Annotated in this window: 18 protein-coding genes, 1 tRNA gene and 1 pseudogene; 3 read left to right on the top strand and 17 right to left on the bottom strand. The window is 65.6% G+C overall.

The annotated features are described in order from the left end of the window. Positions 1 to 71: 71 nt before the first annotated feature. Positions 72 to 338, bottom strand: a pseudogene (locus QI450_RS05600) (heavy metal translocating P-type ATPase); the annotation flags it as partial. On the opposite strand from QI450_RS05600, the gene QI450_RS05595 reads away from it, so the two are divergent. Then, complete coding sequence (locus QI450_RS05595; protein ID WP_226774844.1) at positions 337 to 765, top strand: hypothetical protein; 429 nt, start codon at positions 337 to 339, stop codon at positions 763 to 765. The pseudogene QI450_RS05600 and the gene QI450_RS05595 sit on opposite strands and share 2 nt — an antisense overlap. A 262-nt stretch (positions 766 to 1,027) precedes the next feature. Here QI450_RS05595 and QI450_RS05590 read toward each other — a convergent pair. Beyond that, a tRNA-Leu gene (locus tag QI450_RS05590) sits at positions 1,028 to 1,109 on the bottom strand. 204 nt (positions 1,110 to 1,313) lie between these two features. Here QI450_RS05590 and QI450_RS05585 point away from each other — a divergent pair. Next, a complete protein-coding gene (locus QI450_RS05585; protein ID WP_282359818.1) occupies positions 1,314 to 1,919 on the top strand; it encodes a response regulator in 606 nt (201 codons plus the stop codon). A gap of 92 nt (positions 1,920 to 2,011) precedes the next feature. On the opposite strand, the gene pyk is transcribed toward QI450_RS05585, so the two are convergent. From pyk to hisI, 11 genes are all read right to left on the bottom strand, one after another. Further along, positions 2,012 to 3,511 carry a pyruvate kinase gene (gene pyk, locus QI450_RS05580; RefSeq protein WP_226774842.1) on the bottom strand — a complete coding sequence of 500 codons (1,500 nt, stop codon included), beginning with the start codon at positions 3,509 to 3,511 and terminating at the stop codon, positions 2,012 to 2,014. 86 nt (positions 3,512 to 3,597) lie between these two features. Then, positions 3,598 to 5,055 (bottom strand): glutamate synthase subunit beta, encoded by a 1,458-nt coding sequence (locus tag QI450_RS05575; protein WP_226774841.1) that lies wholly within the window; start codon positions 5,053 to 5,055, stop codon positions 3,598 to 3,600. Continuing rightward, positions 5,048 to 9,658, bottom strand: a complete 4,611-nt coding sequence (gene gltB, locus QI450_RS05570; RefSeq protein ID WP_226774840.1) for a glutamate synthase large subunit — start codon at positions 9,656 to 9,658, stop codon at positions 5,048 to 5,050. Before gltB ends, QI450_RS05575 begins: the two co-directional genes overlap by 8 nt. Positions 9,659 to 9,919: 261 nt before the next feature. Further along, on the bottom strand, positions 9,920 to 11,200 hold the full coding sequence (lgt, locus tag QI450_RS05565) for a prolipoprotein diacylglyceryl transferase (RefSeq protein WP_226774839.1): 1,281 nt from the start codon (positions 11,198 to 11,200) through the stop codon (positions 9,920 to 9,922). 4 nt (positions 11,201 to 11,204) lie between these two features. Further along, complete coding sequence (gene trpA / locus QI450_RS05560; protein WP_226774838.1) at positions 11,205 to 12,032, bottom strand: tryptophan synthase subunit alpha; 828 nt, start codon at positions 12,030 to 12,032, stop codon at positions 11,205 to 11,207. Next, positions 12,029 to 13,354, bottom strand: a complete 1,326-nt coding sequence (gene trpB / locus QI450_RS05555; RefSeq protein ID WP_226774837.1) for a tryptophan synthase subunit beta — start codon at positions 13,352 to 13,354, stop codon at positions 12,029 to 12,031. The genes trpA and trpB overlap by 4 nt, the downstream gene beginning before the upstream one ends. A 94-nt stretch (positions 13,355 to 13,448) precedes the next feature. Next, a complete protein-coding gene (gene trpC / locus QI450_RS05550; protein WP_226774836.1) occupies positions 13,449 to 14,267 on the bottom strand; it encodes an indole-3-glycerol phosphate synthase TrpC in 819 nt (272 codons plus the stop codon). A gap of 2 nt (positions 14,268 to 14,269) precedes the next feature. After that, positions 14,270 to 14,560 (bottom strand): HGxxPAAW family protein, encoded by a 291-nt coding sequence (locus tag QI450_RS05545; protein ID WP_226774835.1) that lies wholly within the window; start codon positions 14,558 to 14,560, stop codon positions 14,270 to 14,272. Between the two features lie 78 nt (positions 14,561 to 14,638). Then, positions 14,639 to 15,271, bottom strand: coding sequence for a Trp biosynthesis-associated membrane protein (locus QI450_RS05540; protein WP_226774834.1), 633 nt, complete (start codon positions 15,269 to 15,271; stop codon positions 14,639 to 14,641). Beyond that, positions 15,268 to 16,833: an anthranilate synthase component I gene (locus QI450_RS05535; protein WP_226774833.1), complete on the bottom strand. Its 1,566-nt coding sequence runs from the start codon at positions 16,831 to 16,833 to the stop codon at positions 15,268 to 15,270. The genes QI450_RS05540 and QI450_RS05535 overlap by 4 nt, the downstream gene beginning before the upstream one ends. Before the next feature lie 108 nt (positions 16,834 to 16,941). After that, positions 16,942 to 17,400: a phosphoribosyl-AMP cyclohydrolase gene (gene hisI / locus QI450_RS05530; protein WP_226774832.1), complete on the bottom strand. Its 459-nt coding sequence runs from the start codon at positions 17,398 to 17,400 to the stop codon at positions 16,942 to 16,944. Positions 17,401 to 17,571: 171 nt separating this feature from the next. Between hisI and QI450_RS05525 the strand changes: the two genes are divergently transcribed. Beyond that, positions 17,572 to 18,216, top strand: a complete 645-nt coding sequence (locus tag QI450_RS05525; RefSeq protein ID WP_226774130.1) for a TIGR03085 family metal-binding protein — start codon at positions 17,572 to 17,574, stop codon at positions 18,214 to 18,216. Positions 18,217 to 18,307: 91 nt separating this feature from the next. Here the strand turns inward: QI450_RS05525 and hisF are convergent, their stop codons facing one another. The 4 genes from hisF to ribH all read right to left on the bottom strand — a co-directional run bounded on the left by hisF (position 18,308) and on the right by ribH (position 21,011). Beyond that, positions 18,308 to 19,084: an imidazole glycerol phosphate synthase subunit HisF gene (gene hisF / locus QI450_RS05520; protein ID WP_253033081.1), complete on the bottom strand. Its 777-nt coding sequence runs from the start codon at positions 19,082 to 19,084 to the stop codon at positions 18,308 to 18,310. Between the two features lie 43 nt (positions 19,085 to 19,127). After that, positions 19,128 to 19,970, bottom strand: a complete 843-nt coding sequence (gene hisG, locus QI450_RS05515; protein WP_226773562.1) for an ATP phosphoribosyltransferase — start codon at positions 19,968 to 19,970, stop codon at positions 19,128 to 19,130. Positions 19,971 to 20,104: 134 nt separating this feature from the next. Continuing rightward, positions 20,105 to 20,368, bottom strand: a complete 264-nt coding sequence (locus QI450_RS05510; RefSeq protein WP_024367461.1) for a phosphoribosyl-ATP diphosphatase — start codon at positions 20,366 to 20,368, stop codon at positions 20,105 to 20,107. 157 nt (positions 20,369 to 20,525) lie between these two features. Beyond that, positions 20,526 to 21,011 carry a 6,7-dimethyl-8-ribityllumazine synthase gene (gene ribH / locus QI450_RS05505; RefSeq protein WP_226773561.1) on the bottom strand — a complete coding sequence of 162 codons (486 nt, stop codon included), beginning with the start codon at positions 21,009 to 21,011 and terminating at the stop codon, positions 20,526 to 20,528. Positions 21,012 to 21,023: the final 12 nt, after the last annotated feature.

Here is a 21,023-nt window from a genome sequence, read left to right as displayed (position 1 = left end):
TTCCTCCTTCCGTGCGGTCTGGTTGGCTTCAAGGTTACCGGCCCGGGACGGGCCCGGGCGGCTGCCGGGGCTCAGCGGACGTGGGAGGGATTGAGTTTCAGCCGGCGCAGAAGCTGTGCGTTCAGGGCGACGACGATGGTGGAGACGGACATCAGTACCGCTCCCGCGGCGGGGGAGAGGACGACTCCGGCGAAGGCCAGCACACCGGCGGCGAGGGGGACGGAGATGATGTTGTAGCCGGTGGCCCAGATGAGGTTCTGCCACATTTTCCGGTAGCTGGCCCGGGACAGGTCCAGCATCGACAGGACGGCCCGGGGGTCGTTGCCGGCCAGGACCATGACCGCCACGATCGCACAGGTGATCGATCAAGATCCGCTCTGGGTCGTCGCCGCGCTGCCCGCCCAGCATGCGTTAACGACGGAGGAGGCAGAGATCATCGGGGTGCTGGCTTTGGATTCGGGGACCGGCTCCCACCGCCAAAACAGCGAGGACAGCGATGCAGGATACCCAGAGGCCGGATGCGGCGATGACGGGGACAATGATGGCTGCAGCGGCCGGTTAACTTTTTGGGAAGGCCATGGCAGCAGGGCCTACCAGTTCCTTCAACCCGCCCTCGAGGCCGGCCCGCCTAACGACTGGCCAGGCTCAGCGAGCTCGTGGTCTGCTCCGGATCAATTGCCATGTCATGCCGCTCCCCCCGCATTCCTGCATGAACTGGTATCAGAGCGGAAAACCCGGACCGGCCGCAACCCAAAGTCGATCTAAAGAATAATCAGCAAGTCATGTTGTACGCGGCCCTGGCCGCCATGAAATGGTGTACGCGTAAACCCAAGGGAGGACGAACGAGGATGAACCCCCAGCAGAGACCCCGCAAGGAGGCAACCGGCCGGCCGTAGTCAGCCCACTCCCCCACAACCGAATAGGTCTATCCGGGACCCAACACATCCGGAACATCAGATCAGAGGCGAGAGTGTGGACACTGTCCACACGAAGAAACACCAAAAGCCTCTGACCTGCGGAAACACTGTGCCCGAGGTGGGACTCGAACCCACACACCTTTCGATACCGCATTTTGAGTGCGGCGCGTCTGCCAATTCCGCCACTCGGGCGCGGAGTACACCAGGAAACAATCGCAGAGACACAGTGCTGTGAGCAAGGCGATCGCTTCCAGTGCGCGAAATTACTCTACATGCAGATAGGCTGAATTCCAGAATCGCGCCAGTGACGCCGCATCGAACATGTCCGGTCCCAGCAGCGCAGCGGTGACAACCTAAGATGGTCTAGTTCCCGCCGCACCTTTCCAAGGAGTTCCCGTGTCAGAACAGACGGAGTCAAACACCACGTCCAAGCCGGCGCGCCGCGTGGTTGTCGCCGAGGACGAGACCCTCATCCGGCTCGACATCATCGAGATCCTGCGGGGTGAAGGCTACGACGTCGTCGGTGAAGCGGACAATGGCGAAAAGGCCGTCCAGCTCGCCGAGGAACTTAAGCCGGACCTCGTCCTGATGGACGTCAAGATGCCAATCATGGATGGCATCACCGCTGCTGAGAAAATCGTCAAGGCCCGGATCGCCCCCGTGGTCCTGCTCACCGCATTCAGCCAGAAGGAACTCGTCGAGCGCGCCCGCGACGCCGGCGCCATGGCCTACGTGGTCAAGCCCTTCACTCCGGCGGACCTCATCCCCGCCCTGGAGATCGCACTCTCCCGCCACGAGGAGATCAAGGCCCTCGAAAGCGAAGTGACCGACCTCCAGGAACAGTTCGCCACCCGCAAGCTTGTGGAGCGCGCCAAGAGCCTCCTGACCACCAAGATGGGACTGACGGAGCCGGAGGCGTTCCGTTGGATCCAGAAAACCTCGATGGACCGCCGCCTGAGCATGCGTGAGGTGGCCGAGACCATCATCAACCAGGTCAACTAGCCGGGCCGGGAACACCATAGCCTGATTCGCACGACAAAAGGGAGGGTCCCCGCCAGTGGCGGGGACCCTCCCTTTTGTCGGCAGTGACGGAACTAGATTTTGCTGTTCCGCTTCTTCCGTTCCGGCCACGGGCCCACCTTGTCCTTGGTGACCTCGGTGTTGCCGTGGCTTCCGGCGTCCGCGAGGTCGCCGACACGGTGTACCTTCAGCATATTCGTGGAACCGGCCTTTCCGGGAGGCGAACCGGCGGCAATAACCACCATGTCACCGTCGTCAACGAGGTCCATGTCCAGCAAGCTGCGGTCAACCTGGGCAGTCATCTCATCCGTGTGGCCCACCATCGGGACCAGCACCGGCTGGATGCCCCACGTGAGCGCCAGCTGGTTCCAGACGTGCTCCACCGGGGTGAAGGCGAACACCGGACGGATCGGACGCAGGCGCGACAAACGCCGTGCCGAGTCGCCGGACTGGGTGAAGGTACAGATGTACTTCGCATCCAGCTGATCGGCGATTTCGACGGCGGCACGGGTGATGGCGCCGCCCCGGGTCTTGGGCTTGGTGCCCAGCGGGGGGACGCGTTCCAGGCCGTGGACCTCGGTTGATTCGATGATCCGGGCCATCACCTTGACGGTCTCGATCGGGTACTTGCCCACGCTGGTCTCGCCAGAGAGCATCACGGCGTCGGCACCGTCGAGCACTGCGTTGGCGCAGTCAGAAGCCTCAGCGCGGGTCGGGCGCGGGTTGTCGATCATGGATTCGAGTACTTGGGTTGCCACGATGACCGGCTTGGCCCAGCGTCGTGCAAGTTCGACGGCTCGCTTCTGCACGATCGGCACTTCCTCCAGGGGAAGTTCCACACCGAGGTCGCCACGGGCCACCATAATGGCGTCGAACGCGTCAATGATCTCCGGGAGCTGCTCAACGGCCTGGGGCTTCTCGATCTTGGCGATCACCGGTACGCGGCGGCCTTCTTCGTCCATGATCTCGTGGACGCGGGTGATGTCCGAGGCATCGCGGACGAAGGAGAGGGCCACCATGTCCACGCCGCGGCGCATGGCCCAGCGCAGGTCGTCCTCGTCCTTTTCGCTCAGTGCCGGGACGTTCACGGCAACGCCGGGCAGGTTGATGCCCTTGTTGTTCGAGACGTACCCGCCAACGATCACCTGGGCAACCACCTTGACGGCGTCGACGTCGATCGCCCGAAGGGCAACCTTGCCGTCGTCGATCAGCAGCGCATCGCCGGGGTTGACGTCCTCGGTGAGGGTCTTGAGGGTCGTGGAGCAAATGTCCTTGGTGCCCGGGACATCCTCGGTGGTGATGGTGAAGGTGTCGCCTACAGCCAGCAGGTGCGGCCCGTCCACAAACCGGCCGAGGCGGATTTTCGGCCCCTGCAGGTCGGCCATGATGGCAACTGCCTTGCCCAGCTGACCGGCAGCCTTGCGGACGTTCTCGTATGTGTTGTCGTGCACGGCGTAGTCTCCGTGGCTCATGTTCATCCGGGCCACGTCGACCCCGGCTTCCAGCACGGCGAGCGTGTTGTCAAAGCTCGCGATCGCCGGTCCGAAGGTGGCCACAATTTTTGCGCGTCTCATATACCTACCCTAGTTGTCTCTTGGTTGTTTTAAGTTGTCGCGGGGACGAACGGCTGGCGTCCGTCCCGGCACCGGGAGGGGCCGGACTACAGGACGGCCATGGCCCGGTCGCTCGGGGATACTGGTGCCGGAAGAATGGTGCTGCCCATCAGGAACTTATCCACCGCCGCGGCGCAGGCGCGTCCCTCCGCGATGGCCCAGACGATGAGTGACTGGCCGCGGCCAGCGTCTCCGGCGACGAAGATTCCCTCCGTGTTGGTCATGTAGTAGCCGTCGCGGGCCACGTTGCCGCGGCCGTCGAACTCGGCGCTGACCTGCTCGGTAATCCCTGCCGGTTCCGGACCGGTGAAGCCGAGCGACAGCAGGACCAGATCGGCCGGGATGATCCGCTCGGTGCCGGCCTTCGGGAGCCGCTTGCCGTCGACGAATTCGGTTTCGGCTACCTTAACTCCGGTAACTACGCCGTTCTCGCCTACGAACTCCACTGTGGAGGCGAGATAGGTGCGCTCGCCACCTTCCTCGTGCGCGCTGGCCACTTCGAACAGGGTCGGGAACGTCGGCCAGGGCTGGTGGCCGGCCCGCTCCGCCGGCGGCTGCTTACCGATCGCCAAGGTGGTCACCGACGCAGCCTGGTGCCGGTGCGCGGTCCCGAGGCAGTCCGCGCCGGTGTCGCCGCCGCCGAGGATCACCACGTGTTTGCCGGCCGCGCTGATCTGGTTCTCCACGCTCTCCCCCGCCACCACACGGTTGGCCGGGACAAGGTAGTCCATTGCGAAATGCACTCCCTCAAACTCGCGGCCCGGGATCGGCAGGTCACGCGGTACGGTGGCGCCGGTGGCGACGACAACTGCGTCGTACCGGCGCCGGAGCTGCTCCCAGGTCACGTCGCTGCCGACGGCGACGCCGGTCCGGAAGCGGGTGCCTTCGGCCTTCATCTGCTCCAGGCGGCGGTCAACGTGCTCTTTCTCCATTTTGAAATCAGGGATTCCGTACCGCAGGAGGCCGCCGATCTTGTCATCGCGCTCGTAGACGGCGACAGTGTGGCCTACCCGGGTCAGCTGCTGGGCGACGGCGAGTCCGGCGGGACCGGAACCGACGACGGCGACCGTCTTACCGGACAGGCGGGCCGGCGCCAGCGGGTTGACCCAACCATTCTCGAACGCCTGGTCAACGATCGAGACCTCCACCTGTTTGATGGTGACTGCCGGCTGGTTGATCCCCAGCACGCAGGACGCCTCGCAGGGTGCCGGGCAAAGCCGGCCGGTGAACTCGGGGAAGTTGTTGGTGGCGTGCAGCCGTTCCATGGCTTCCTCGCCCTTATCCCGCCAGATGAGGTCGTTCCACTCCGGAATGAGGTTGCCCAGCGGGCAGCCCTGGTGGCAGAACGGCACACCGCAGTCCATGCAACGGCCGGCCTGGGCCTTCAGGACACCGTTTTCCTGCGCCTCATAGACCTCTTTCCAGTCCATGATGCGGACCGGGACGGGGCGGCGCGGCTGTGTTTCGCGCTGACGTACTTTCAAAAATCCGCGTGGATCAGCCACCGGTCACCTCCAGGATTCGAGACCAAACTTCTTCACCGTCGGGGTCCAGCCCCTCTTCGATGGCATCAAGACGGGTTTGCAGGACTGCCGCATAGTCGCGCGGCAGCACCTTGGTGATGCGGGCCGCTGTGTCGTCGAAGTTCTCCAGCAGCCGTGCCCCCAGCAACGACCCGGTTTCCTCGGTGTGCTTGAGCAGCAGTCCGTGGACTATATCCCGGTCCTCGGCATCCAGCTCGTGCAGCTGCAGTTCGCCGGATTCCAGGGCCTGCTTGTTCACGCGTTCGGTCTTCAGGTCCAGCACGTAGGCCGTCCCGCCGGACATGCCGGCACCGAAGTTTCGGCCGGTACGCCCGAGGACGAGCGTCTGGCCGCCGGTCATGTACTCGCAGCCATGGTCGCCGATTCCTTCAGCCACCGCCGTAGCGCCTGAGTTGCGGACCATAAACCGTTCGCCGACCTGGCCCCGCAAATACATCTCGCCGCTCGTGGCACCGTAGCCGATCACGTTGCCGGCGATCACATTGCGTTCCGCCGGGAAGACATTTGTGCGGTCCGGCCGGACAATGATGCGGCCTCCGGAAAGCCCCTTGCCGACATAGTCGTTGGAGTCGCCGAACATCCGCAGCGTAATACCGGCCGGCAGGAAGGCTCCAAGTGACTGCCCAGCGGTGCCCGTCAGGGTGATGTCGATGGTGTCCGTCGCCAGCACGTCGGTGCTGAAGGTCTTGGTGACCACATGACCGAGCATCGTGCCGACAGAGCGGTCGGTGTTGATAACATCCACGGCGATCCGAACCGGGGTCCGGTCACTTAGGGCTTCCGCAGCCATCGCAATCAGGCGCTGGTCGAAGTGCTTGTCCAGCTCATGGTTCTGTCCGGTGAGGTTGCGCAGCGGGGCCTCGTCGTCGAACTCGAGCCCATGCAGAATCGGGTCCAGGTCCAGCCCGTCGGCCTTCCAGTGATTGATCGCTTCGCGGGTGTCGAGCATCTCGGCGTGGCCAATCGCTTCCTGAATGCTCCGGAAGCCAAGCTCGGCCAGGATCTCCCGGACCTCCTCGGCGAGGAATTCGAAGAAGTTCACCACAAATTCCGGTTTACCGCTGAAACGGGAACGCAGCTCCGGGTTCTGCGTTGCGACGCCCACCGGACAGGTGTCCAGGTGGCAGACACGCATCATAATGCAGCCGGACACCACCAGCGGGGCAGTGGCAAAACCGAACTCCTCACCACCGAGCAGCGCGGCGATCACAACGTCCCGGCCGGTCTTGAGCTGCCCGTCCACCTGCACCACCACGCGGTCGCGCAGCCCGTTGAGCATCAGGGTCTGCTGGGTTTCGGCGAGTCCGAGTTCCCACGGCACACCGGCGTGCTTCAGCGAGTTCAGCGGCGAGGCGCCGGTTCCGCCGTCGTGCCCGGAGACCAGCACAACGTCGGCCTTGGCCTTCGTCACGCCGGCGGCTACCGTGCCGATTCCAACCTCGGAGACCAACTTGACGTGCACCCGCGCGGAGGGGTTGGCCCGCTTCGCATCGTAAATCAGCTGGGCGAGGTCCTCGATCGAGTAGATGTCGTGGTGCGGGGGCGGGGAGATGAGCCCGACGCCGGGCGTCGAGTGCCGTGTCCGGGCCACCCAGGGGTAAACCTTCTGTGCCATCAGCTGACCGCCTTCGCCGGGCTTGGCACCCTGCGCCATCTTGATCTGGATGTCATCGGCGTTGGTCAGGTAGAGGCTGGTCACGCCGAAACGCCCGGAGGCAATCTGTTTGACCGCCGAGCGCCGCGTCGGGTCGAGCAGCCGGTCCACGTCCTCGCCGCCTTCACCGGTGTTGGACTTTCCGCCCAGCCGGTTCATGGCGATCGCGAGGGTTTCGTGGGCCTCCTGGGAGATCGAGCCGTAGCTCATCGCGCCGGTGGAGAACCGCTTGACGATGCTGGAAACAGATTCCACTTCCTCCAGCGGGACCGCGGGACGCAGCCCGGCCTTGAACTTCAGGAGCCCGCGAAGGGTCATGAGGTTCTCGGACTGGTCGTCAACGCCGCGGGTATAGGCCTTGAAGATGTCATAGCGGCGCTCACGGGTGGCGTGCTGCAGCCGGAACACGGTCTCCGGGTTGAACAGGTGCGGCTCGCCATCGCGGCGCCACTGGTACTCACCGCCGCCGAGCAGCGGCTGGTGGGGCTGCTCAATGCCGTTTTCGGGGTATGCCATCCGGTGGCGGGCGGCGACCTCCGCGGCAATGACGTCCAGGCCGATCCCGCCGAGCTGGGAGTGGGTGCCGGAGAAATACTCGTCCACCAGGTCCTGGCCCAGGCCAAGGGCTTCGAAGGTCTGGGCCCCTGTATAGGAGGCCACTGTGGAGATGCCCATCTTTGACATGATCTTCAGGACACCCTTGCCGAGGCCCTTGATCAGGTTGTAGACACCGTCATGCTGGGTGACCCCAACAACGTCGCCCGCGGAGATCAGCTGTTCCACTGATTCCATCGCCAGGTACGGGTTCACGGCGGAGGCACCGTAACCGATCAGCACGGCGACGTGGTGCGTTTCCCGGACGTCGCCGGCCTCGACCACAAGGGCAGTCTTGGTGCGGTTGGCGCTGCGCAGCAGGTGGTGGTGCACGGCGCTGACAAGCAGCAGCGAAGGGATCGGCGCCCACTGGGCGTTGGAGTCGCGGTCCGAGAGTACAACGTACTGCACTCCGCGGTTGATGGCACCGGACACCTGCTCGCAGATTTCAGTCAACCGAGCGCGCAGCGCGTTCTCGCCGCCCTCGGGGCGGTACAGGCCGCGGACCTTCATGGCGACCCTGTCCCCGTCGGGGCTCTCGATGTTCGCGATCTTGGCGAGCTGGTCATTGTTGATCACGGGGAACGGCAGCGAAACCTGCGGCTGGCGGACCTGCTTGGTGTCCAGCAGGTTACCGTTTGGGCCGATGGCACAGGTCAGCGACGTGACCAGTTCCTCGCGGATGGCGTCCAGCGGCGGGTTGGTGACCTGTGCGAAGGACTGCACAAAATAGTCGAACAACAGCCGGGGCCGCTTGGAGAGCACAGCCACGGGAGTGTCCGATCCCATGGCTCCGAGCGGCTCCGCGCCGGTCCGGGCCATCGGGCCGAGCAGAATCTTCAGTTCCTCGGTGGTGTAGCCAAAGGTGCGCTGGCGGATATTGACCGAGGCCGCCGTATGGACCACGTGCTCGCGTTCGGGCAGGTCCTTCAGGTCGATCAGGTTTTCCTTGACCCAGTCCGCCCAGGGGTTGGCCGCCGCCACCTCGGCCTTGACCTCTGCGTCGCTGATGATCCGGCCGGCGTCGGTGTCCACCAGGAACATCTTCCCGGGTGAGACGCGCCCCTTTTTCACCACCTTGGAGGGTTCGACGTCGATCACACCGACCTCGGAGGCGAAAATGATCAGGCCGTCTTCGGTGATCCAGAACCGGCCCGGACGGAGCCCGTTGCGGTCCAGGGTGGCGCCGACGAGGTTGCCGTCGGTGAAGGAGACGGCGGCGGGACCGTCCCACGGTTCCATCAGCATGGAGTGGTATTCGTAGAAGGCACGGCGGGCCGGGTCCATCGTGGCGTGGTTTTCCCAGGCCTCGGGGATCATCATCATGATCGAGTGCGTGATCGGCCGGCCCGAAAGCCAGAGCAACTCCGCTACCTCGTCGAAGGAGGCCGAGTCGGAAGCGCCCGGGGTGCAGATCGGGTACAGCTCCTCCGGCGAATCCCCCAGCAGCGGGTTGGCCAGCTGGGACTGGCGGGCACGCATCCAGTTGCGGTTTCCCTTGACCGTATTGATTTCGCCGTTGTGGGCGATGGTCCTGAAGGGCTGGGCCAGCGGCCAGGACGGGAAGGTGTTGGTGGAGAAGCGGGAGTGGACGATCGCGAGCTTGGTCTTAAAGCGTTTGTCCGAGAGGTCCGGATAAAACGGCTCGAGCTGGGCCGTTGTGAGCATGCCCTTGTAGACGATGGTCCGGGAGGACAACGACGGGAAGTACACGCCGTATTTGTTCTGCGCCCGCTTCCGGATCCGCCAGGCCCGCGAGTCGAGTTCGTTGCGCTCCAGCACTTCCCCGTTGCTGGAGGCAAAGAAGGGCTGGGAGAAATACGGCATGCAGGCCCGGGCCATCGCCCCGACCAGGTCAGCGACGATCGGCACCTCACGCCAGCCGAGGACCGTCATGCCCTCGTCCGCGGCAAGGCTTTCGATGCCCGCCTTCGCGGCGTCGGATTCGCGCTGCTCGGCCGGGAGGAATGCCGTCCCCACCACAAACTGGCCGGGGGCGGGAAGCTCGAAGTCGGTAACTGCGCGGAAGAATTCGTCCGGGACCTGCATCAGCAGTCCGGCGCCGTCGCCGGTTCCCTCGTCGGCGCCCACGGCACCGCGGTGCTCGAGGTTGCGCAGGGCTGTCAGGGCCGCGTCAACAATGTCGTAGCCCGGCTCGCCCCGCAGCGTGGCGATAATGGCGAGGCCGCAGGCGTCCTTCTCCTGCTCCGGGTTGTAGAGTCCGGCCGCTTCGGGAAGCGCCGCGAACCGCTTGAAAGGTGACATGGCGGCCTGGTTCGGCTCGGACCAACTGGGGCTGTGCAGGGTTTGGGTCATGGGAGACGTCCTTCCTCCTGATCGTGCGTATGGGAGGGACAACATTGGCCCGAATCGGTGCGCCGGTGTGACGGGTGCAACAGAGTATGTTCTTACTCGAATTGTAGGCCAGCGCCGCTTCCTGCACTAACAGTTACGCGGCCCCGGCCCGGGCTTGCTCGAAACACCAACTGTTTAATGTCCGTTGCTTCCCTGCCGCCACGACGCTGTGGAACGGGCCTTGCGGGGGGTGACCCCACAGCCCGGCTTTCGGGGACTGAGCTACTTGGTGCCCTCAGCCTCCGGCGCGGTCCCGGTGCTCTGGCGTCCGGGTGTTCCGGCTGCCGGTGCTCCCGCGGCGGGCTTGGTGCCGCCGCCGGGTTCCTGTGACGTCCCAGCTGGGGCGGAAACGTGACCTGGACCGCTTTGGTTCTCAGGGAGAGTATCACGCAATTCACTATCTGAGACAGCAGAATCCGAATGGTGGACGTCGCCAGAGGACGCCGGAACGGTCGCCGGCACCTTGTTTTCCGCGCCGTTTCCGGCCTTAGTACCCTCCGCGGTGGGGGCGTCATCTGCGGCATGGGCCGCGTCATGGTCGTCCGGAACCGTGATTTCCTCCGCATCCGCGTCGGCGTCCGTATCCGCATCGGCGTCCGACGGCGCACGGCCCGCCAGGTACACGGTGTCGAGCTCGGTGCGCTTGCGCAGGCCCAGGATGACGAAGATGGCCAGCGCGCCCAGCAACACGACGATGCTGGTCCACACGTTCAGCCGGGTGGTAATGCCGAAGAAGGTGATCTGCTCGGCGTCATCGATCCGCATCGCCTCGATCCAGACCCGGCCCAGCGTGTAGTAGACCGCATACAGGGCGAACAGCCGGCCGCGGCGGAAACGGAACTTGCGGTCCAGCAGCAGCAGGATGCCCACCCCGGCCAGGCTCCACAGGGATTCGTAGAGGAAGGTCGGGTGGAAGAGTGTGCCAGCGGCCATACCCGGCGGGAAGTTCGGATTGTCCGCGTCGATCTGCAGCCCCCACGGGAGCGTGGTGGGCCCGCCAAAGAGTTCCTGGTTGAAGTAGTTTCCCCAGCGGCCGACCGCCTGGGCCAGCAGCAGCCCGGGTGCGGCGGCGTCGAGGAACCCGCTCAGTTTGACACCTGCCCTGCGGCAGCCGATCCACGCGCCCACGGTGCCAAGCAGCACGGCGCCCCAGATCCCCAGACCGCCGCGTTGGAGCTGCGGGATCAGGGACAAGTCGCCGGTGCCGTCGAAGCCGGGGCCGAAATAGGCATCCGGCGAGGACACCACGTGGTAAAGCCGGCCTCCGATGATGCCCAAGGGGATGGCCCAAATGGCGATGTCCCAGACGCTGCCCTCCGGGGCGCCGCGCTTGGCCCAGCGGACGGACGTGAGCCACAGCCCCACGACGATGCCCAGCAGGATGCACAGGGCGTAGGCATGAATGCGCAGTGACCCCCATGGCAGCGGGATGTCGAAACCGGACCATTCCGGGCTCGGAATACTCGCGGGGATCATCGCTGCCGCGTGGAGGACTGACTGCATGTGTTTAAGCTTCTTCCCTGGTGAGGCCGGTACTGAGGTCTTTCGTCAAGGACGCTACCGCATCGACGCCGCCGTCGCCGATGGCCACGACCAGCGCGGTGCCAACAATCACGCCGTCCGCGTAGGCGGCAATCTCGCGGACCTGGTCCGCGTTGGAGACGCCCAGTCCCACGCAAACCCGTTCAGCGCCGGCAGCACGCGCGGCGGCGACGACGTCCTTGGCCGCGGAGCTGACCGACGTCCGGGCCCCGGTGACGCCCATGATCGAGACGGCGTAGACAAAGCCCCGGCTCGCGTCAACGGTGCGCTTCATCCGCGCCGGTGAGGAGGACGGTGCCACCAGGAACACCCGGTCCAGGCCGTATTTGTCCGAAACGGCCATCCATTCGGCGGCTTCGTCCGGGATCAGGTCCGGGGTGATGAGACCGGCTCCCCCGGCTTCGGCGAGCTGGCGGGAAAAGTCCTCCACACCCATCCGGACCACGGGATTCCAGTAGGTCATGACCAGCACCGCAGCGTCAGTCTTGCTGGTAATGCCGCGGACGACGTCGAAGACATCCTTAACGTGGAAGCCCTTGGCGAGGGCCTGCGTCGTCGCTGCCTGGATGACGGGGCCATCCATCACCGGGTCCGAATACGGGATGCCGATTTCGATCAGGTCCGCGCCGTTCTCCGCAAGGGCGATGCCGGCTGCGATGGTGTCTTCCACGCTGGGGAAACCGGCCGGAAGGTAGCCGATCAGAGCTGCACGGCCCTCGGCCTTGGCGCGGTCAATGGCCGCAGCGGACTTGCTGGCGGTCCGGGCCGCCCCGGCGTCGGTCAGGTCATTCACAGCTGTTCCCCTTCGGCGGCGATCTCGTGTTCGGGTGAATCCTTATCCAGCAGGTCGAACCATTCGGCGGCGGTAGCCACGTCCTTATCGCCGCGGCCGGAGAGATTAACGATCATGATCTTCTCGGCTGCCCTTCCGGGCCCGACTTCGGCAGCGAGCCGCTGGCCCACCTTGATAGCACCGGCCAGCGCATGCGCGGACTCGATCGCCGGGATAATCCCCTCGGTGCGGCAGAGCAAGCGGAAGGCGTCCATGGCTTCACTGTCAGTGATCGGTTCGTAGCTCACCCGTCCAATGTCCGCGAGGTAAGAGTGCTCCGGTCCGACGCCGGGATAGTCCAGGCCTGCCGAAATAGAGTGCGATTCGATGGTCTGGCCGTCGTCGTCCTGCATCAGGTAGGAGCGTGCGCCGTGCAGCACTCCGGGCTTGCCGAGCGTGATGGTGGCGGCATGGCGGCCGGTTTCGACGCCTTCGCCGCCGGCCTCGAATCCGTAGATCTTCACCGAAGGATCATCCAGGAAGCCGTGGAAGAGGCCAATGGCATTGGAGCCGCCGCCGATGCAGGCGCACACCGCGTCGGGCAGGCGGCCGGTCTGCGCCAGGATCTGGGCGCGGGCTTCCTCGCCAATGACCTCGTGGAAGTACCGGACCATGGCCGGGAACGGGTGCGCCCCGGCGACCGTGCCCAGCAGGTAATGCGTGTTGTCCACGTTGGCCACCCAGTCGCGCAGCGCCTCGTTGATGGCATCCTTGAGGGTCTGGGAGCCGTTGGTCACCGGAATGACAGTGGCCCCGAGCAGTTCCATCCGGGCCACGTTCAGGGCCTGCCGGCGGCAGTCTTCGGCGCCCATGTAAACAACGCATTCCAGGCCCATCAGGGCGGCGGCAGTAGCGCTGGCGACGCCGTGCTGCCCGGCGCCGGTCTCGGCGATGAGCCGGGTCTTGCCCATCCGCTTGGCCAATAGTGCCTGGCCCAGGACGTTGTTGATCTTGTGCGAGCCGGTGTGGTTCAGGTCCTCGCGCTTGAGGAAAAGCCGGATTCCGCCGGCGTGCTCGGCGAAGCGCTTGGCTTCGGTCAGCAGCGAAGGCCGGCCGGAGTAGTTCTTGTTCAGCTCCGCAATTTCTGCGGTGAACTCGGGATCGGCCTTGGCCTTCTCGAAGGTGTCTTCCAGCTCATCCAGGGCCGCGATGAGTGATTCCGGCATCCATCGGCCGCCGTAGGAGCCGAAGTAGGGTCCGGGGGCATGCCGCAGGGATTCTCCACCCTGCAGGAACGCGTCCACGGTGCTTTCGCCTGAGCTGGCTGCTGGCGCATCGACCATCAGTCTCACCATCCTGTTCCACTGCTTATTTGATCTGGGGGCCGCACGGAAGCCTGGCCGGCTCCGGACGGGCATCGCCCGGCCGGAGCACGGATCAGGAACGTGCGGCGATTTCTTCTGCTCCTGCGGCCATAAATTCGGCGATCCGCTCCCGCGGGGTCGCGTCGCTGACCAGCGTTTCGCCCACGAGGACGGCATGGGCGCCGTTGGCGGCATAGTGCCGGACGTCGTCGACGCCGCGAACACCCGATTCCGCGATGACCAGCGCGCCGGCGGGGATGTCACCGGCGAGTTCGGCGAAGACGGCACGGTCGACGTCGAGTGTCTTAAGGTTGCGTACATTGACCCCGATGATCCGGGCATCGGCAGCAACAGCCCGTCCGACTTCTCCGGCGGTGTGCGTCTCGACAAGTACGTTCATCCCGAGTTCGCGGCTAAGGGCCGTGAACTCGCGCAGTTGCGCGTCGGACAGGGACGCCACGATCAACAGGATCAAGTCGGCCCCGTGTGCCCGGGCCTCCCAGATCTGGTATTCATCGATCATAAAGTCCTTGCGCAGCAGCGGAATGTCCACGGCTGCCCGAACGGCGTCGAAGTCGGCCAGCGAGCCGTTGAAGCGGCGCTGTTCGGTCAGGACGCTGATCGCGGCGGCACCGCCGTCGGCGTACTGCACCGCCAACGAGGCGGGGTCAGCGATGCTGGCGAGGTCGCCTTTGGAGGGACTCCGGCGCTTGATTTCGGCGATGACCTTCAGCTGCTCCCGGCTCGCCGAAGCGCCGCCAAGGGCGGTCCAGGCGTCGCGCGCAGGCGGGGCTGCAGCCGCGCGCTCCTTCAGTTCTGCGAGCGTCACAAGGCGCTGGCGGCCAGCCATATCCTCCCTGACACCGGCATTGATGTCATCGAGAACGCTCACCCTTAGTGGCCGGCGTTCTTCAGCTTGCTGCCGCCAACACCGTATCCGGCTTTGCGCATGGCGAAACCAATGACCAGGCCGATCGCCATCACCACGCCGCCGGCGATGAAAATCGGGGTGTTGGCGATAACAAAGGCGATCGACATAATGAGCGCGCCGACCAGCATGACCAGGACGGTGGTCCAGGCGGCCGGGCTGTTGCCGTGGCCCGTCGGTTCGCTGTGGTCAACGTCGTCGTAGGAGTAGCCGGTTCCGGCAGCCGGCTTGGGGGCGGAAACAGGGGCATTGCTCATGGGAATCTCCTCAGGGTAAATACTGCTTACATTCTGCCATTTATTGTCCGTGTAGTTGGCCGCGCCCGCGGAATCGGCTCAAGTGGGGTCGTCACCGCGGGACAACCGGTCCCAGCTGTCGATCTCGTCAGTTGGGCCGGCCGGCGCCGCAGCCCCGCCGGCGGCGGCAGTTGCCGCGGTGTCATATTTTGTGCGCGAGCGCCAAAAGCGGCCTGCGGGGATGATCAGCAACGCGCTGAGCCCCAGCAGGACGCCGGCGACGACGGCGAGGACCGGGAACACCGTCACGTCCACCTGGACGTCGCTGCCGGAGATTCCGGTGGCGGCGGCGATGGAGCCCTGGGCTGCGGCCGCCGGGTCCGCGAGGACGAGCACGGCGGCGCCGACGATGCCGGCGGCGGCGAGCAGGATCAGCGCGGTGATGATCCAGCGGGCGATCCGGCCGGCAATCGACGCGGCCAGGCCGCCGGCGAGTGCCACCAGGGCCAGTGCCGTGACTGTGGTGGCGGCTTTGCTGCCTTGCACGTGCAGGCCGTCCTGGCTGCTGACGGCCGCCCCGAGCTGGGCCGGATCGAGGTGGACGGTTAGCCAGCCCTGCGTTGTGGTGCCAAAGACGGCAAGTGCCAGCGCCGTAATGGCCAGGACCAGGGTGGACTTACGTGCCCAGCGCGGAACCACCGGGCTGGTGCTCTTCACGACGGTGCCGCTCATGGCTGCGTCCCGGGAATGGAAATCGAGTCCGCCGTGATGTTGCGCAGCGACCGGGCAGAGTGGACGGCCCGCATCGGGGCGGCGGCCTTGTTGACCGTCTCCAGCGCCTCGGCGGCGTTGACGGAGTCGGCCACAATGCCGCCACCGGCCTGCACGTAGGCGCGTCCTTCCCGCAGCAGGGCAGAGCGGATGGCAATCGCCATGTCCATGTCGCCGGCGAAGTCAAGGTAGCCCACCACTCCCCCGTAGATCCCGCGGCGGTGCGGCTCAAGTTCGTCAAGCAAGCGCAACGCCCGCGGTTTAGGAGCGCCCGAGAGCGTTCCGGCGGGAAATGTCGCCTTCAGCACTTCGTAGGCGGTGGCGTTGGGGGCCAGTTTGCCCACCACTGTGGAAACCAGATGCATGATGTGGCTGAACCGCTCGACTTCCATAAACTGGGTCACGTCAACGGATCCGGCGACGCAGACCTTGGACAGGTCGTTGCGGGAGAGATCCACAAGCATCAAATGCTCGGCGCGTTCCTTTTCGTCGGCGAGGAGTTCTTCAGCCAGCGCCGTGTCCGCCTCAACGGTTTTGCCCCGCGGTCTGGACCCGGCGATGGGATGGGTGATGACGTCCTCGCCGGTCACGGTCACGAGTGCTTCCGGGGAGGACCCGACGATGGAGTACTGCCTGCCGGCAGTATCCTCGAGGCTGAAGATGTACATGTACGGGCTGGGGTTGGTATTCCGCAGAACCCGGTAGACGTCCAGCGGATCCGCGCCGCATTCCATTTCGAAACGCCGGGAGATGACCACCTGGAACACTTCGCCGTCGACGATCGCTTCCTTGCCGCGGTCCAGGGCGGCGAGGTAGTCCGCTTCCTCCCAGCGTTCCTGCACGCTCGAGGCGAAGTCGAGTGCGGCGGCGTCGAGCACGGAGACCGGCTGCCGGACGGGGGCGCTGACCTTGGCCAGCAGGGCCTTGACCCGGGCGACGGCGTCGTGCCACGCCTCGTCGACGCGCTCGGTGCTGTTGTCGAAGTTGATGGCGTTGGCAATCAGCAGCACGGTGCCGTCCATGTTGTCGTGCACGGCCATGTCAGTGACGAGGTTCAGCGCCATGTCGGGCAGCTGAAGGTCGTCCTCGGGCGGGCTGGTCAGCTTTTCCCAGTGCCGGACGGTTTCCCAGCCGAGGAATCCGACCAGGCCGGAGGTGAACGGGGGCAGGCCTTCGAACCGGTCGGTGCGGAGGGCCTCGACGGTGTCGCGGATCGCGTCCACCGGGCTGCCGCCGAGCGGGACGCCGACCGGCGGTTCGCCGAGCCAGTGCGCCTGACCGTCCTTGGTGGTTAGGGTGGCCCGGGACCGGGCACCGATGAAGGAGTAGCGGGACCAGGCGCCGCCGACAGCCGCGGATTCCATCAGGAACGTTCCGGGCTGGCCCTGGGCGAGTTTGCGGTACAGCCCAATCGGGGTCTCGGCGTCAGCCAGCACCTTGAGCCGGACGGGGATAACACGGCTGTGGCCTGCGAGTTCACGGAACTCCGCCAGGCTTGGGCTAATGATTCCAAGGTCCTGCATGGCTGTGATTTCCGCCTGTTCTTTCAGTGGTGGTCCTGATGGTTGCTTGGCTCTGGCCGGATAGCGGCGCCGCCCCGGTGCGGTTGTCCGCCGCGGTCAACTGCCGGGTCAGTCGGCGGGGCCGGTGACAGCGTCGAGATCGCGGCCCGCAAAACAGGTCCGGGTCCCGGTGTGGCAGGCGGCACCGACCTGGTCCACCCGGACCAGCAGCGCATCGCCGTCGCAATCCATGGCGAGCGACTTGACCCACTGCACGTGACCGGAAGTGTCGCCCTTGCGCCAATACTCCTGGCGGGAGCGGGAGAAGAACGTCACCCGCCCGCTGGTCATGGTGCGGCTAAGTGCCTCGTCGTCCATCCAGCCCAGCATCAGCACTTCATGGGTGTCAAACTGCTGCACAATCGCTGCGACCAGCCCGGCGCTGTCGCGTTTTAACGCTTCGGCGAGCCCTGCGGGGAGCGGGCCCGCAGGCGCGGCAGGAACGGTCGCGGCGACGGCGTCCCCGTTATCCGGAGATCCATCAAGCGGGTGGGCACTACCAAGGGCGGGGGCGGGCTGCTCAGACATCAGCTCAAGTCTAGTGCCTTCACTCGGGCCGGCGCCCAGTTGGCCCGCGGTCCGCTTGCAGCGCGGTCCGCCGAGGATCGGCGCCACCGCGATAAGATCGGGGCCGCTAATGCCAAAACTACGGCAATTCAAGTGCACACGAGCCGCTGTCTCGTGCTAGTTTCACAAGTGATGCATTTCGTCGATCCCTCCCGAGAATTCTTGGCCGAAACCCTGCTCGCGGCCGGCCCTGACTCCCCCACGCTCTGTGCCGGGTGGCAAACCCGGGACCTTGCCGCGCACTTGTACCTGCGCGAGCGGAAGGCCGCCGTTGGTCTGGGGCTGCTGGTGAAGCGGCTGGCCAAGGCATCGGACCAGGCCACGGCCGCACTGGCAGCGAAGCTCACGGCGCCGGAGGAGTACACCAAGCTGGTGAGGTTATTCCGTGCCGGTCCCTCCGCGTTCTCGCCAATGAAGATCAAGGCCCTGGACGAAAGCGCCAACCTGATCGAATACTTCGTCCACACGGAAGACGTCCGCCGTGCCGTCGACCGCTGGGCGCCCCGTGCCCTGGACGAGGACTACTCCGACGCCCTCTGGGACGATCTGATCAAGCGCGCCGCCATCTTGTACCGCGGCGTGGACCTGGGCATTGTGCTGGTGCGCCCTTCTGGCCCCCGGCACGTCGCCAAGCGCGCACCGGTATCCGTGGCGATCGTTGGCGAGCCGGGCGAGCTCCTGATGCACGCCCACGGCCGGACCCGACATTCGCTCGTAACCTTCGAAGGCCAGCCGGACGCCGTCGCGCTCCTGCAGTCAGCCGAAGTCGGGCTCTAGGCCGCGCAAACGCCCTCACCCCGCAAGCTCGGCCAGCGGACCCTGCGGGCGTGGCCCAGGCGCGACCAACCTTCTTTTTGCGTAATTGCGCTTAGCGGACGTCGAACCCTGCTGCCCGGATGGCTGCCTTGACCTGGGCGATCATGTCCAGCGGTCCGAAGTGGAAGACCGACGCGGCGAGGACAGCGTCCGCGCCGGCCGCCACCGCCGGCGGGAAGTGCTCAGGTTTCCCGGCTCCGCCGGAGGCAATGAGCGGAACCTTGACTGCTGCCCGCGCCAAGCGGATGAGCTCCAGGTCGAAGCCGTCCTTGGTGCCGTCGGCGTCGATCGAGTTCAGCAGGATTTCGCCGACCCCGCGGTCGGCAGCTTCACGGGCCCATGCGATTGCGTCGATCCCGGTGCCTTGCCGGCCGCCGTGTGTGGTCACCTCGAAGCCGGAGGGGGTGGGCTGCGAGCCGGGGCGGGTGCGCCGGGCGTCGAGGGACAGGACGAGGACCTGGGAGCCGAAGTGCCGGGTAATCTCATCGATCACCCCGGGACGCGCGACGGCAGCGGTGTTTATGGCGGCCTTGTCCGCGCCGCAGCGCAGGAGCCTGTCCACTTCTGCAACACCACGGACGCCGCCGCCGACGGTCAGTGGAATAAAGACTTCCTCCGCGGTCCGCCTGACGACGTCGAACGTGGTCTCCCGGTTACCCGATGAGGCCGTGACGTCCAGGAAGGTCAGCTCGTCCGCGCTGCCGTTGTCATACCGGTGCGCGAGTTCGACAGGGTCGCCGGCGTCGCGAAGCCCTTCAAAGTTGATGCCCTTGACGACGCGGCCGGCATCGACGTCCAGGCACGGGATAACGCGGACAGCTACAGCCATGACTTCTCCTGGTATTGGCTCACGAAAAAATTTCCGACGCCGCTCAGATGCGGCAGGCGTGGATGGTGCTCACCAGAATGGCGCGGGCACCCAGGTCGTATAGTTCGTCCATGATCGCGTTTGTCTGTTTCTTCGGCACCATCGAGCGGACGGCAACCCAGTCCGAATCGCGCAGCGGCGACACTGTGGGCGATTCCAGGCCAGGGGTCAGGGCTGCTGCTGCTTCCACCAGCTCCTTGCGGATGTCGTAGTCCATCAAAACGTACTGCCGCGCCACGAGAACACCCTGCAGGCGCCGGATCAGTACCTCGGCGGCGGCGTTCCGCTCGCCGGCGCGGCCGATCAGCACGGCTTCGGAGCGCAGGATCGGCTGGCCGAAAATCTCCATGCCTGCTGCTTTGAGGGTGTTGCCGGTTTCAACGACGTCGGCGATCGCGTCCGCGACGCCGAGCCGGACGGAGGACTCAACGGCGCCGTCAAGGCGGACCACCCGGGCGTTGATGCCGCGCTCGGCAAGGTAGCCGCGGAGCAGTCCGTCGTAGCTGGTGGCGAGGCGTTTGCCTTCAAGCTCTTCGACGGCGGTGAAGTCGCCGACCGGGCCGGCGAAGCGGAAGGTGGAGGCGGCGAAGCCGAGCGGAAGCAGTTCCGCGGCTTCAACTTCGGCGTCCAGGAGCAGGTCGCGGCCGGTGATGCCGACGTCGAGCGTTCCCTGGCCGACGTAGACGGCAATGTCACGCGGACGGAGGAAGAAGAATTCAATGTCGTTGTCCGGGTCAACCATGACCAGTTCGCGGGTGTCGCGGCGCTGGCGGTAGCCGGCCTCGGCGAGCATGGCGGAGGCAGCTTCGGACAGGGATCCCTTGTTCGGGACGGCAACTCTGAGCATGGGGAAGGTCTCTCTTGGTTGGGACGAAGTCCGTTCAGAAACAGTCCGTCCGGGAATTGTCGGTTCAGGCACAGCGGGCCACGCAGTACACCGGGTTCGCAGGCACGGCCTGCCGGTTCCCGGAGCGGACGTGGCTAGAGATGCTTGTAGACGTCTTCCAGGCTGAGTCCCTTGGCCAGCATCAGAACCTGCAGGTGATAGAGCAGCTGGGAGATTTCTTCAGCGGCGGCTTCATCGGATTCGTACTCGGCAGCCATCCAGACCTCGGCTGCTTCCTCCACGACCTTTTTTCCAATGCCGTGGACTCCGGAATCCAGTTCGGCGACGGTGCGGGAACCCTCCGGACGGACGGCTGCCTTTTCACTCAGTTCTGCGAACAGCGATTCGAAATTCTTCACACCCGCAAGCCTACTTCCTCGAGGGGGGAGGGTGCCTGCCGGGCCGTTCCGTGACGGGCGGGATGTGGGCGATGACACAGTCCGCAAGGTCCGGCCGGCGCTGCCCGGGGTACGGCCGGCGCTGCCCGGGGTACGGCCGGACCCCAACCGCCGCGGCTTAGCTGAATTGTTTGAGCGTCACCGCTGTCGCCAGTGCGGCGGTGACGGCCTCGTGGCCCTTGTCCTCGGTTGAGCCGGGCAGCCCCGCCCGGTCAATACCCTGCTGTTCCGTGTCACAGGTCAGCACACCGAAGCCGACCGGAACGCCGGTGCGCACGGAGACTTCCGTCAGTCCGAGCGTGGCTGCTTCGCAGACGTACTCGAAGTGCGGGGTGCCGCCGCGGATTACGACGCCGAGCGCGGCCACCGCGTCGAAGTGCGGTGCCAGCCGGGCGGCGGCGACGGGGAGTTCGAAGGTGCCGGGGACCCGAAGCACTGTCGGCTCGTCGATGCCGGCGTCTTTCGCTGCGCGCAGGGCGCCCTCCAGAAGCCCGTCCATGATCCGGGTGTGCCAGCTCGCTGCCACAATGGCCAGTTTCAGCCGGGAGGTCTCCTCCGGCTGAAAGGTGCTGAGGTCAATCTGTGGTGCGCCGTGTCCGCTCATCTGGGAATCCTT

This window comes from Arthrobacter sp. EM1, from assembly GCF_029964055.1.
Lineage (GTDB): Bacteria > Actinomycetota > Actinomycetes > Actinomycetales > Micrococcaceae > Arthrobacter.
The sequence above is the reverse complement of the archived record's forward strand: the minus strand, read 5'-3'. Positions and strand labels throughout refer to the sequence as shown.